Source organism: Pseudoduganella sp. R-32, from assembly GCF_049913245.1.
In the GTDB taxonomy this organism is placed as follows: domain Bacteria; phylum Pseudomonadota; class Gammaproteobacteria; order Burkholderiales; family Burkholderiaceae_D; genus Rugamonas.
The window spans coordinates 534599-546959 of the sequence record NZ_CP183987.1 but is presented as its reverse complement, the minus strand read 5'-3'; the positions used below and the strand labels follow the sequence as shown (position 1 = coordinate 546959).

Genomic DNA, 12361 nt, shown 5'->3' with positions numbered 1-12361 from the left:
GGCTCAGGGTAATGGTGCTCAGGATGTGTCGTTTCACTCTCTTTGTCCCTTTAGAATTTGGTTTCAAGTCGAACGCTCCACTGGGTATAGGTGGGGTTCAGTGTGGCTCCTTGTACGGCGAGCCCATTTGCATTGACCAGGTTGTACCCGGTTGCATCATCCGCCAACAGGTTGTTGGCGCTGATTCGGATCTGCGTGCGGCTGTCGAAACGCCACAGCGCATACATGTCCAGCACGCGTTTGCGGCTGGCTTCCACTACTTGCTTGTCGCTCACCTGGGTGCGGATGGCCGGCGTCCAGTTGTAGCTTGTGCCAAGCGTGAGCGGGATGTCTTTCAGGCGGTAGTCCATGCCCACGTTGGCCGTCTGTTTTGCTTGCTGGTCAAGGCGGTTGTCAGGGCCTGGGATGCCGTCGACTTTCGACCAGAAATGGCTGTAGTTGCTGCGGAAGTCGATCTGCGGCGCATTGTCCATCAGCTCGGACAGCGCGAACTTGGCTTCCAGTTCGATGCCGCTGGTGCGGGCGTGGCCGATGTTGGCCGGCGAAGAAACCCAGCGCTGGCCAAGCTCGGTTTGCTGCAGCGTGAGTTCGCGGCGAATCAAGTTGTCGATATTGCGCACGAAACCACTGACGCTGACGATGCCGGTGCGGCCAAGGTAGTGTTCATACGCGAGATCGAGGCCCGTGGCCAGTTCCGGCTTCAGGTTCGGGTTGCCGGTACGGTCAGGGCTGGTGGCGCTGTTCAGGCGCGACAGGAACGGCGCGGCGATCAGGTCCTGCACATTGGGCGACTTGTAGCTCTTGGTCAGGCTGGCGCGCACCTGGTCTTTTTCGTGGCCCGGGATTTTCCAGACTGCGTGCAGCAGCGGGCTGAAGACCTTGCTGGTGTTGCTGATGGTGCCGCTGCTGCGGTCGGACGTGGTGCGGATGCCTTCCCAGCGCGCGCCGACATAGGCCGACCATTGCGGCGTGATGTCCCATTCGTCCTGCGCGAACAAGGCGGCGCGGCGGGTGTCTGCGGCCAGGTTGTCGCCGGAATCGGCGAATTGCGCGTTGCCGCTCCTGTCCAGCGATACGCGCACCTGCTCGCGGTGGCTGGCTTCCAGGTCCCAGCCGGCGGCCAGCAAATGGCCGGCGCCGATTGGGGCGGTGTATTTACCGCCGGTGTTGAGGCTCTTGTCCCTGGTGTTGTCGGTATCGGTAAAGCGGTCCAGCAGCGTGCCTTGCGTGTCGTACTGGTAGCGCAGCGAATCGCTGTCACGCTTGCCCAGTCCGAAGCCGAACTTCACATCGAGCTTGCTGGCGCCCTGCAGGCGGTGCACCCAATTGCCGAAGCCTCGCAGGAAAGTGACGTCGCCGTCGCTGGTCTGCTGCGCCAGGTTGTACTCCGGCGGCTGGCTGCCGACCGGCTGCGACAGGTTGGTCTGCGCCGCGCTATGCGACTTCTGGTGCATCAGGAAGGTCTGGAAGTTCAGCGTGTCGCCGTTCTCGAACTTGTACGAGAAGCGCGGCGTCAGGTGCAGGCCCTTGGTGCTGCCGGCGCTTTCGCTTTCAAGGAACTGCTCCTTGGCCAGGTCGCCATCGGCTTCAACTTCCGTGTTGTGGGTGCGGGTGCTGTCATGCTGGCGGTTGACGTTGACCGAGGCCGACAAGGTGTAATTCAGGGCGCCCGACTTTCCCGGCGCTGTGACCGACAGCTCCGGCGAATGGCGGCCCTGCTCCAGGCGGTCGGATGCCTTTACCTGCATGTCGCGCATCTGGTAGCCGTCGCGCAGCACGATATTGATGGTGCCGGCGATGGCGCGGGTGCTGTGCTCGGCCACCGGGCCGCGCATGACTTCGATGCGTTCGACCTGGTCAGGGGACAGCGATTCCATTGAGAAGCCGGCTGGCGGGCGTTCGCCATTGACCAGCACCTGGGTATAGCCGCTGCCCAGGCCGCGCATGCGTACCTCGCCGCCGCGGCCGGCGCGGCCACCAAGCGTGATGCCCGGCAGGCGTTTCAAGACGTCGCCGATATTGCTGTCGCCGTTGCGGTCCAGTTCTTCGCGGCCGAACACTTGCTTGGCCGCCGTGGAGTTGCGGCGCTCCGTCGTATCGTCCTGGCGGCCGCCGCTGATGGTGACCTGGGGGACGACGTTATCAGCAGCTTTGATGGCTTCCTGCTGGGCTGCGGCACCGCTGGCCGCTCCCAGGGTCACCAGGGCGAAAGGGATCAACTTCTTCATGAGTGGGCAACGTTGCACGCGGCAGGCCGGTTGGCGCCGCGCAGGCATTGTAATCCCCACCCCGGCGGCTGGCACAGGGCCGCCGCCGTTGTTACTTTACGATACTTGCTACATGCCGCGGCCAGAGCCGCCGCCAATGCTGACGCCGGCGCCGCCACCCGGACCGCCCATGCCACCGCGTCCGCCGTGGCCGCCGCGATGGCCGCCCTCCTCGCCCGATGGCCGTTCCCCACGGCTTCCGCCAAGGCCTTCCTCCATGCGGATCAGTTGGTCTACGAGAAACTTTGCCGCCGCCTGGCGCTGGCCATCGTCCAGCGCGTCATTGATGCCCAGCCACCATTCGCGCAGTTGGCGGTCCTCGGCCGCGGTCGCAGCCTGCTCGGCTTCAAGGCCCGCCTGCAGGTCGCGCAATTCGACATTCTGGGCCTGCAAACCCAGCTTGGTCGCTTCCTGCAGGCGTTCGCGGCGCGCCTTACGCTCACGCAGCAATGCCTTGCTCTGGCTCTCCACCTTGGCCCACAGGGTCTGCTGGTTCGCGTTCAGGTTCAGGGACTTGCGAAATTCGGAAGCCATGGGCACCAGGTCTTCGGCGCGCATGTCCATGACCGGCACGGCAAAAGCAGGCGCGACAGCCATGGCCAATACCAGCCAGGCGGCACGGGCAGTGCGTATCAGTTTCATATTATTGCTCCGGAAAAAAAGATGCCCGCGGGGGTGCCGCAGGCATAAACCACTTTTAGGGTAGAGAGAAATAGCGAACCCAGTGTAGGCCTGGCAGCGCAGTCGGTCTGGCTTTCTTACAAATACTTACTCTGGTAAACACATTGGCAAACACCTACAAAGTTATGAATTTATCGTGGCTTTTAAAAGGATTTATTCCATGCTGGCAGCTACGATTGCTGAAAATCAGGTTTATACTGAATTCCAATGGCGGACGAGTTAACCGCTGTATTCGGAACAGGTGACACATGGGCAAGAAACTCAAGAACGCTGGGCTGATCGGCCTTGGCGTGGTCGCGGGGGTAGCGGTATCCCTGCAGTTTTCGGCGATGGCACAAAAGCAGGCTGACCCTGTCTTGCCGCTGGAAGAACTCAAGCAGCTTGCCGATGTGTACGGCCTGATCAAATCCGATTATGTGGAAGCGGTGGAAGACAAGAAACTGCTGACCGAAGCCATCTCCGGCATGGTCGCCTCGCTCGACCCGCACTCCGCCTACCTCGACAAGAAAGCCTATGCCGAACTGCGTGAAGGTTCGCAGGGCAAGTTCGTCGGCCTCGGCATTGAAATCGCCCAGGGCGACGAAGGCTATATCAAGATCGTGGCTCCGATTGAGGATTCGCCGGCCTACCGCGCCGGCATCAAGCCGGGCGACATGATCACCCGCCTGGATACCACCTCGCTGAAAGGCCTGAGCCTGGATGAGTCGGTCAAAAAGATGCGCGGCGAGCCGGGTTCCAAGGTAATGCTGACGATCATGCGCAAGGATGAGCCGCAGCCGCTGGAATTCACGCTGAACCGCGAAGAAATCCACCAGAAGAGCGTGAAGGCCAAGATCGTCTCGCCGGGTTATGCCTGGGTGCGCATTTCGCAATTCCAGGAACCCACCGTGGACGACCTCGCGGCCAAGATCACCGAACTGTACCGCCAGGACCCGCACCTGAAGGGCCTGGTCCTGGACTTGCGCAACGACCCGGGCGGCGTGCTGCAAGGCGCGATCGGCGTCGCGGCAGCCTTCCTGCCGAAGGACACCCCGATCGTCTCGACCAACGGCCAGTTGCCGGACTCGAAACAGATCTTCTACGGCCGCGCCGAATACTACTCGCTGCGCGGTGATGGCGATCCGCTGGCCAAGCTGCCGGAAGCGGTCAAGCACATCCCAATGGCCGTGCTGGTGAATACCGGCTCCGCCTCGGCCTCCGAAATCGTGGCCGGCGCCCTGCAGGATTACAAGCGCGCCACCATCATCGGTTCGCAGACCTTCGGCAAAGGCTCAGTGCAAACCATTCGCCAGCTGACCGCCGATACCGCCGTCAAGCTGACCACCGCGCGCTACTACACGCCGCACGGCCGCTCGATCCAGGCCAAAGGCATCTCGCCTGACCTGGCGGTGGACGAGAACGAGGATGGCGACGGCCTGAACAGCCTGCGCATGCGCGAAGCCGACCTCGCCAAACACCTGAGCAACGACCGCGAGCAGGAAGCCGGCAAGGCCCCGCGCGACGAGCTGGAAGAACAGATGCGCATCCTGGCTGCCGAGAAGAAGCGCAAGCCGCTGGAATACGGCAGCGGCGACGATTTCCAGCTCAAGCAGGCGCTCAACCACCTGCAAGGCGTTCCGGTGCAACTGGCCAAGGCCGAATCCAAGCTGGTCAAGCTGGATCCGCCACCGAAGAAATAAAGCTGGCAAAGGTTAAGGCGGCGCCCCCTGGGGCGCCGTTTTTCGTTGCCGATGCGGTAAAATCGGCCATCTTACCGGTCGCCTGACCCATTCTAAGAAAGAAATATTGACCATGAAACAAGCCGTCATCAGCGGAACCGGCCTCTTTACTCCAGCGAACTCGATCAGCAATGAAGAGCTGGTCACCGCCTTCAACGCCTACGCCGAACTGTTCAACGCGGAAAACGCCGCCGCCATCGCAGCCGGCACCGTGACTGCACTGGAGCCATCCAGCGCAGCCTTCATTGAAAAGGCGTCCGGCATCAAGTCGCGCTACGTGATGGAAAAGACCGGCATCCTGGACCCGAAACGCATGACCCCGCGCATTCCCGAGCGCAGCAACGACGAACTGTCGCTGCAGGCCGAGATCTGCGTGGCAGCTGCACGCCAGGCGCTGGACCGCGCCGGCCGCAGCCCGGCGGACATTGACATGGTGCTGGTGGCTTGCTCCAACATGCAGCGCGCCTACCCTGCCATGGCAGTGGAAGTGCAGCAGGCGCTGGGCATCGACGGCTTCGGCTTCGACATGAACGTGGCTTGCTCCTCGGCCACCTTCGGCATCCAGACTGCGGTTGGCGCGGTGCAGAGTGGCCAGGCGCGCGCGGTACTGATCCTGAATCCGGAAATCACCTCCGGTCACCTGGACTACCGCGACCGCGACAGCCACTTTATTTTCGGCGACGCCTGCACTGCGATCATCGTGGAAGCCAAGGAAGGCGCCGTATCCAAACACCAGTGGGACATCTTGGACACCAAGCTGAAGACCAGCTTCTCCAACAACATCCGCAACAACTTCGGCTTCATGAACCGCTTCGACGAAAGCGGCATCGGCGCGCCGGACAAGCTGTTCAAGCAGCAAGGCCGCAAGGTATTCAAGGACGTGTGCCCGATGGCAGCGCAAATGATCAAGGAATCGATCGACCGCGCCGGCCTGAAGGTTGAGCAGATGAGCCGCTTCTGGCTGCACCAAGCCAACCTGAGCATGAACCAGCTGATCTCCCGCACCATCCTCGGCCGCGACGCCGAGCCGCTGGAAGCGCCGGTGATCCTGGACACCTACGCCAACACCTCGTCGGCCGGCTCCATCATCGCCTTCCACAAGCACCAGGACGACCTGCCGTCCGGCTCCTACGGCGTGATCTGCAGCTTCGGCGCCGGCTACTCCATCGGCTCCGTCGTCGTACGTAAAGCCTAAGATAAAAGTCGGGGTCAGGTCTGGCAATCCGCCACTTTTTCGCATCGCGAAAAAAGTGGCGGATTGCCAGACCTGACCCCGACTTTCATGCGGTTATACTCCTTGCGAAAGGAGGCCCTGCATGCCGCATGACATCAGCCTGATTACTACTATCGCCGCCGCCCTTGGCTTCGGTCTCGTCTTCGGCTTTATCGCCACCCGCCTCAAACTTCCCGCCCTGGTCGGCTATCTCGCAGCCGGCATCCTGATCGGTCCTGCTACCCCTGGCTTTGTCGCTGACAGCGCGCTCGCTGGCCAGCTGGCTGAAATCGGTGTGATGCTGATGATGTTCGGCGTCGGCCTGCATTTCTCGCTCGATGATTTGTGGGAGGTGCGCAAGGTGGCGCTGCCCGGTGCGATCCTGCAGATCGCGGCGGCGACCGGCATGGGCATGGCACTGGCGCATTTCTGGGGCTGGAGCCTGGGCGGTGGCTTGGTGTTCGGTCTGGCGCTGTCGGTGGCCAGCACGGTGGTGCTGCTGCGGGCGCTGGAGGAGCGCGGCACGCTGGATTCGTTCAACGGCCGCATTGCTGTCGGCTGGCTGGTGGTTGAGGACCTGGTGACGGTCCTCGTGCTGGTCCTGCTGCCCGCGCTGGCAGGCGCCTTGGGCGGCAATGCCGGCGATGCTGCCGGCCATGGCCATGGCGCGGCCGAGGGCGGCGTGCTCAAGGCGCTGGCAGTCACGCTGGGCCAGGTGGCGCTGTTCGTCGGCTTCATGCTGCTGGTGGGCCGCAAGCTGTTCCCGTGGATCTTGTGGCAGGTGGCGCGCATCAATTCGCGCGAGCTGTTCACCCTGTGCGTGATCGCTGCGGCAGTGGGCATCGCTTATGCGGCTACCGTACTATTCGGCATTTCCTTCGCGCTGGGCGCGTTCTTCGCCGGCATGGTGCTGCGCGAATCCGAGCTGAGCCATCGCGCCGCGCATGAATCGCTGCCATTGCGCGATGCGTTCGCGGTGCTGTTCTTCGTTTCGGTCGGCATGCTGTTCGAGCCGTTGATCCTGGTTGCACAGCCACTGCGCGTTCTTGCTGTGGTGGGCATTATCCTGTTCGGCAAGTCGATTGCGGCTTTCGCGCTCGTGGTGCTGCTGCGCTATCCAGCCAGCACGGCGCTGATGGTGTCGGCCAGCCTGGCGCAGATCGGCGAGTTTTCCTTCATCCTGGCGGCGCTGGGCATCTCGCTTGGGCTGCTGCCGCATGAAGGCCAAAGCCTGATCTTGGCCGGCGCCATCCTGTCGATCGCCTTGAATCCCCTGATGTTCCTGCTGGCTGGCCCGCTGGAGCGCATGCTGGGCAAGAACAAGGTACTGGCGGCGCAATATGCGCGCACCGCCGATCCGCTGGCGGAGTTGCCGATGACGACCGCGCAATCCAAGCTGGTAGGCCAGGTGGTGCTGGTCGGTTATGGCCGCGTGGGCAGGAATATTGCTGAAGAGCTGGCGGCTCAGGGCATCCATTACGTGGTAGCGGAGCAGAATCGCGAGCTGGTCGACCAGCTGCGCCAGCAAGGCATCGCCGCCGTGGCGGGTAATGCTGGCGAACCTGCGGTATTGATCCAGGCCCACATCCACAAGGCGCGCATGCTGGTGGTGGCGACGCCGGATACCTTCCACGTGCGCGCCATGATCGAAACGGCGCGCGCGCTGAATCCGGATATCAAGATCGCGGTGCGCACGCACAGCGAGGAGGAGGCTGCCCTGCTGCGCAGCGAGCGCGCCGGCGTCATCTTCATCGGCGAGCAGGAGCTGGCCAAGTCGATGGCGGCGCACGTCGCCGGGGAAATCGGCAGGACGCACGCCTAGCGCGCTTACAGGCGCGCTGCCAACTCCGCACCTTCCTTGATGGCGCGCTTGGCGTCGAGTTCTGCTGCCAGGGCGGCGCCGCCGATCTTGTGAAAGCGCGGGGCGCCTGCCGCAGCTGCCTCGCCTTCCGGCGGCATCAGTTCAGTCAGGCTTTCCTGACCGGCGCAGATCACCACGTTATCCACTGCCAGCAAGCGTTCTTCTTCGCCAACCTGGATGTGCAGGCCATGGTCGTCGATCCGCTTGTACTGCACGCCGGGGATCATCACCACGCCATTGCGCGCCAGTACCGCGCGGTGCACCCAGCCAGACGTCTTGCCAAGGCCGGCGCCGAGCTTGCTGGTCTTGCGCTGCAGCAGGTAGAGCTGGCGCACTGGCTCCGCCGCCTTTGCCGGCACCAGGCCGCCTCCCGTCTTGGCGTGCAGGTCGACGCCCCATTCGGCAGTCCAATGCTCCTTTGCCAGGGGCAGCGCATGCTCAGGGTTGTGCAACAGGTATTCGCCGACGTCGAAGCCGATGCCGCCCGCGCCAATGATGGCCACGCGCTTGCCGACCGGCTTCTTATCGCGCAGCACGTCGAGGTAGGACAGCACTTTCGGATGGTCGATGCCGTCGATCTTCGGCTTGCGCACACGGATGCCGGTGGCGACGATCACGTCGTCATAGCCGCCCGCCAGCAGTTCTTCGCGCGTGACGCGGTGATTGAGCTGCAGCTTGACGCCGGTCAGCTCGATCTTGCGGCCGAAGTAGCGCAGGGTTTCGTTGAATTCTTCCTTGCCCGGGATCTGCCGGGCGATATTGAACTGGCCGCCAATGCGGTCGCCCGAGTCGAACAAGGTGACGTCGTGGCCGCATTCCGCCGCCACCGTCGCAGCCGACAAGCCGGCAGGACCGGCGCCGACCACCGCTACCTTGCGGCGTGCCGCGGCGGGCTTGTACACCAGCTCCGTCTCATGGCAGGCGCGCGGGTTCACCAGGCAGCTGGCGCGCTTGTTCTGGAAAGTGTGGTCAAGACAGGCCTGGTTGCATCCAATGCAAGTATTGATTTCGTCGGCGCGGCCGGCAGCGGCCTTGTTAACGAACTCAGCATCAGCCAGGAAGGGGCGCGCCATCGACACCATGTCTGCATCGCCGCGGCGGATGATGTCCTCGGCCTCCGCCGGCATGTTGATACGGTTCGAGGCGACCACGGGAATGGTCACCTCCTTGCGCAGGCGGCCCGCCACTTCTGCGAAGGCGGCGCGCGGCACCGAGGTGACGATGGTCGGCACGCGCGCCTCATGCCAGCCGATCCCGGTGTTGAGGATGGTGGCGCCGGCCTGCTGCAAGGCCTTGGCGACAGTCACCACCTCTTCCCAGGTATTGCCGCCGTCCACCAGGTCCAGCAGGGAGTGCCGGTACATGATAATGAAGTCGCGGCCGACTGCATCGCGCATGCGGCGCACAATCTCCACCGGCAGGCGCATGCGGTTCTCGATGCTGCCGCCCCAGCGGTCGGTGCGCAGGTTGGTGCGGGCACAGAGGAACTGGTTCAGCAGGTAGCCTTCGCTGCCCATCACCTCAACGCCGTCATAGCCGGCCTTCTGCGCCAGCCTGGCGGCGCGCACGTAGGCCTTGATGGTCGATTCGATGCCGCTTTCGGTCAGCGCCTTCGGCTTGAAGGGCGAGATCGGCGATTTCTTGTCGGAGGCGGACACGGCAAACGGCTGGTAGCCATAGCGCCCTGCGTGCAGGATCTGCATCAGGATCTTGCCGCCCTCTTCGTGCACGGCACGGGTCAGCTTGCGGTGGTTGAACACGTCGCCGATGAAGTTCATGGTGCCGCCAAAGGGCAGCAGCCAACCCTGGCGGTTCGGCGAGATGCCGCCGGTCACGATCATCCCTACCCCGCCCCTGGCGCGCTCGCGGTAGAAGGCGGCCAGCTTGTCATAATTGAAGAAGCGATCCTCCAGCCCCGTGTGCATGGAACCCATGATGACGCGGTTGCGCAAGGTAGTAAAACCCAGGTCGAGGGGCGAGAGGAGATGCGGGAAATTCGTGGTCATAGGGGTAAGGCGGGAGTTCAGTGCGCTGTCTAACGATGGAAGCGCGCGGCGCTTGTATTCTGCCACCAGTTCCCTTACGCTGGTAGCATGAAGCGACTGTTATTAGTACTGTTCCTCGGTTTTACCGCGCCCGCGTTCGGCGCGGGCCAGGCGGCCCGGTTGGAGATTCCCAAGCTGGAAGTGTCCGTCAACCGGGTGAAGGCAGACGCGCAACAGCTCTATGAAGTGAACGCCAGCGGCACCGTTCATGCATCCCTGCCAACAGTCTGGCGCACCCTCACGACCTACGACCGCATGGAAGAATTCGTGCCCGACATGGCGTCGTGCCGGGTGCTTTCCCGGAATGGTAACGAAGTCATCATTGAGCAATTTGGCACGGCGCGCTTCCTGTTCATGTCGCGCTCCATCCATCTTGTCGTGCGTGCAACGGAGCAGCCGATGTCGTCGATCGACATCGCCCTGGTTTCGGGGGACATGAAACACTACGAGGCGCGCTGGGAACTGATTCCCATTCCGGAAACCGGCGGCACCCGCGTGGTGTATAGCGGGCGCCTGATGCCGAACTTCTACGTGCCGGGCCTGCTGGGCACCAACATCATCCGCGGCGATATCGAACGCATGATGAATGCGGTGCTGGCCCACCTGGAACGCCAACCGGCGCTGCCGAAACAGTCCGAACTGGCACGCGGCCTGGGCGGAGTGCCCAGCGTTCCTTAAAGCGGCGGCTTAGGCCGTGTAGTGGTCGCGGTCGCGCACTTCCGCAAAATTCTCAAGGCTGCCGATGCGGATCACCACCGGGTTCATGGTGGATGCGGTCTGCATGGAGCGCCAGGCAAACTGCCATTCTTTCTCGACCGCATCTTCACGCGTCTTGGTGAAGGCAGCGCCCAGCGCGGCGCGGCCACCGTATTCGATGGCGCCATCGATGCCGGCCCAATTCGGCAAGGTGCGCTGCACGGCGCGATGAATGCGCTCACCGAATTCCTCGGTGTTGTGGATCACCAGGCAGCTGTCGGCGCCGAAATGGTCGAACAAGTCGCGGTTCCAGGCTTGCGAAAAGCTCAGGGTCAGGAAGCTGCCCACAGGGCGCAGCACGAACTGGCCATCCTTCAGGGCTTGTTCGAGTTCGCTGCGCGGGCCGTAGCGGTGCAGCGTAGGTGGGCGTTTGTAATCGTGCATGATGATTCTTAGTTTGGATTTCTTTCGATGTGCCGCACGTGGCGGTGGGCACGCATGAATGTCGAGGCGATGAAGATTTCGCGCAGCAGGTAGCCGAAGTTGCCGATCAGGCAAATCATCGCGGCGATGAACAGGCCGGCAATGTACTTGTCCAGCGCGACGTTGGTAGCGTCGCCAACGAACAGCAGAGCCACCACCAGGCAGACGAACAGGCCGCAGGCCGTGCACAGCGCAATCGCAACATTGATCAGGTGAGAGCGGCGGTACAGGATATCGAGCTCGTTGATATACGTGTCGTTATAGGCCACGTCGAGGCGCTCTTCCAGCACGCGCGAGCGGTCGATGATGCGCGCCAGGCGGTTCAGCAGCACCAGGAGATTGGTGCAGACTGTGGACAGCATGAAAACCGGGGCAATCGCAAGCTGGATGATGTGGGCGATGTCGCCAAGCTGCAGATTCATTATGCGAAGCGTCCTTGCTGACGGAATTGTTCGGTAGCGTTGACCAGGGCGCGGCTGATGCCCTGCTCCATGGCGCCGTGGCCGGCGTCCGGAATCATCTTCATCACGGCATTGGCGCCCCAGGCCTGCTGCAGGCGCCAGGCCGATACCGGCGGGCAGATCACGTCATAGCGGCCCTGGACGATCACCGCCGGCAGGTGGGCGATACGCGGAACATTGGCCAGCAACTGGCCGTCGGAGAAGAAGCCCAGGTTGGCCATGTAGTGCGATTCCATGCGGCCGACGCCCAGGTCGAGGGTGTCCGATGGCGGTTCCTCCGGCTGCGGCAGCAGGAAGACGCGGCGGCCTTCGAACTTGCTCCACGCGCGCACGGCGGGCCAGTGCACGTCCGGGTTCGGGTCCATGATGCGCTTGACGTAGGCTTGCAGCAGGTTGCCCCGCTCTTGGGCCGGGATGGAGGCGACGAATTCGTCGTAAACCTCGGGATGGAACCATTCCGAGCCTTGCAGGAACCAGTCGATTTCCTTTTGCGTGCAGAGGAAGATGCCGCGCAGGACGAAGCCCAGGCAACGCTCCGGGTGGGCCTGGCCGTAAGCCAGCGCCAGCGTCGAGCCCCAGGAGCCGCCGAATACCAGCCATTTATCGATGCCGAACAGGGCGCGCAGGCGCTCGATGTCCTCAATCAGGAGCTGGGTGGTGTTGTTGCGCACCTCGCCCAACGGGGTCGATTTGCCGGCGCCGCGCTGGTCAAACAGGATGACCCGGTAGTGGTCCGGGTTGAAGAAGCGGCGGTGCTGCGGCGACATGCCTGCGCCAGGGCCGCCGTGGAAGAAGACGACCGGAATGCCGTTCGGGTTGCCCACCTCTTCCCAATAAATTGTATGGATGTCATCGACAGCCAGCATGCCGCTATTGCGGGGCTGGATTGGCGGGAACAGGTGTGGCAAGGCGTCGGGCATGTCTATCCTCTGTGCG

Annotated in this window: 10 protein-coding genes; 4 read left to right on the top strand and 6 right to left on the bottom strand. The window is 63.0% G+C overall.

Translation table 11 applies throughout. The features are described from left to right. Nucleotides 1–50: 50 nt before the first annotated feature. Nucleotides 51–2228: a TonB-dependent receptor plug domain-containing protein gene (locus tag ACN9MU_RS02615; protein ID WP_426344093.1), complete on the bottom strand. Its 2178-nt coding sequence runs from the start codon at nt 2226–2228 to the stop codon at nt 51–53. A gap of 108 nt (nt 2229–2336) precedes the next feature. Continuing rightward, complete coding sequence (locus ACN9MU_RS02610) at nt 2337–2909, bottom strand: hypothetical protein (RefSeq protein WP_426167217.1); 573 nt, start codon at nt 2907–2909, stop codon at nt 2337–2339. 287 nt (nt 2910–3196) lie between these two features. On the opposite strand from ACN9MU_RS02610, the gene ACN9MU_RS02605 reads away from it, so the two are divergent. The 3 genes from ACN9MU_RS02605 (at nt 3197) to ybaL (ending at nt 7701) form a co-directional block, all read left to right on the top strand. Beyond that, nucleotides 3197–4627, top strand: coding sequence for a S41 family peptidase (locus ACN9MU_RS02605; RefSeq protein ID WP_426336818.1), 1431 nt, complete (start codon nt 3197–3199; stop codon nt 4625–4627). Nucleotides 4628–4739: 112 nt separating this feature from the next. After that, a complete protein-coding gene (locus tag ACN9MU_RS02600; protein WP_426336817.1) occupies nt 4740–5861 on the top strand; it encodes a beta-ketoacyl-ACP synthase III in 1122 nt (373 codons plus the stop codon). Nucleotides 5862–5982: 121 nt separating this feature from the next. Continuing rightward, nucleotides 5983–7701, top strand: a complete 1719-nt coding sequence (ybaL, locus tag ACN9MU_RS02595; protein ID WP_426344092.1) for a YbaL family putative K(+) efflux transporter — start codon at nt 5983–5985, stop codon at nt 7699–7701. Nucleotides 7702–7706: 5 nt separating this feature from the next. Here the strand turns inward: ybaL and ACN9MU_RS02590 are convergent, their stop codons facing one another. After that, on the bottom strand, nt 7707–9746 hold the full coding sequence (locus tag ACN9MU_RS02590) for an FAD-dependent oxidoreductase (protein ID WP_426336815.1): 2040 nt from the start codon (nt 9744–9746) through the stop codon (nt 7707–7709). Between the two features lie 87 nt (nt 9747–9833). Between ACN9MU_RS02590 and ACN9MU_RS02585 the strand changes: the two genes are divergently transcribed. Next, nucleotides 9834–10463, top strand: coding sequence for an SRPBCC family protein (locus tag ACN9MU_RS02585; protein ID WP_082507173.1), 630 nt, complete (start codon nt 9834–9836; stop codon nt 10461–10463). 9 nt (nt 10464–10472) lie between these two features. Here ACN9MU_RS02585 and ACN9MU_RS02580 read toward each other — a convergent pair whose 3' ends face one another. Genes ACN9MU_RS02580 through pip form a run of 3 tightly spaced genes read right to left on the bottom strand, consistent with a single transcriptional unit; the run spans nt 10473 to nt 12345 of the window. Further along, the gene (locus ACN9MU_RS02580) at nt 10473–10925 is read right to left on the bottom strand and encodes a hypothetical protein (RefSeq protein ID WP_426167207.1); all 453 of its coding nucleotides are present in this window, start codon (nt 10923–10925) and stop codon (nt 10473–10475) included. Between the two features lie 8 nt (nt 10926–10933). Continuing rightward, nucleotides 10934–11386 (bottom strand): DUF2721 domain-containing protein, encoded by a 453-nt coding sequence (locus ACN9MU_RS02575; RefSeq protein ID WP_426167205.1) that lies wholly within the window; start codon nt 11384–11386, stop codon nt 10934–10936. Continuing rightward, a complete protein-coding gene (gene pip / locus ACN9MU_RS02570) occupies nt 11386–12345 on the bottom strand; it encodes a prolyl aminopeptidase (protein ID WP_426344091.1) in 960 nt (319 codons plus the stop codon). Before pip ends, ACN9MU_RS02575 begins: the two co-directional genes overlap by 1 nt. Nucleotides 12346–12361 lie beyond the last annotated feature (16 nt).

Bases quoted from the DNA above. Each gene is read 5' to 3' on its own strand.
- ACN9MU_RS02615 (WP_426344093.1), bottom strand. From the start codon at position 2,228: ATGAAGAAGTTGATCCCTTTCGCCCTGGTGACCCTGGGAGCGGCCAGC.
- ACN9MU_RS02610 (WP_426167217.1), bottom strand. From the start codon at position 2,909: ATGAAACTGATACGCACTGCCCGTGCCGCCTGGCTGGTATTGGCCATG.
- ACN9MU_RS02605 (WP_426336818.1), top strand. From the start codon at position 3,197: ATGGGCAAGAAACTCAAGAACGCTGGGCTGATCGGCCTTGGCGTGGTC.
- ACN9MU_RS02600 (WP_426336817.1), top strand. From the start codon at position 4,740: ATGAAACAAGCCGTCATCAGCGGAACCGGCCTCTTTACTCCAGCGAAC.
- ybaL (WP_426344092.1), top strand. From the start codon at position 5,983: ATGCCGCATGACATCAGCCTGATTACTACTATCGCCGCCGCCCTTGGC.
- ACN9MU_RS02590 (WP_426336815.1), bottom strand. From the start codon at position 9,746: ATGACCACGAATTTCCCGCATCTCCTCTCGCCCCTCGACCTGGGTTTT.
- ACN9MU_RS02585 (WP_082507173.1), top strand. From the start codon at position 9,834: ATGAAGCGACTGTTATTAGTACTGTTCCTCGGTTTTACCGCGCCCGCG.
- ACN9MU_RS02580 (WP_426167207.1), bottom strand. From the start codon at position 10,925: ATGCACGATTACAAACGCCCACCTACGCTGCACCGCTACGGCCCGCGC.
- ACN9MU_RS02575 (WP_426167205.1), bottom strand. From the start codon at position 11,386: ATGAATCTGCAGCTTGGCGACATCGCCCACATCATCCAGCTTGCGATT.
- pip (WP_426344091.1), bottom strand. From the start codon at position 12,345: ATGCCCGACGCCTTGCCACACCTGTTCCCGCCAATCCAGCCCCGCAAT.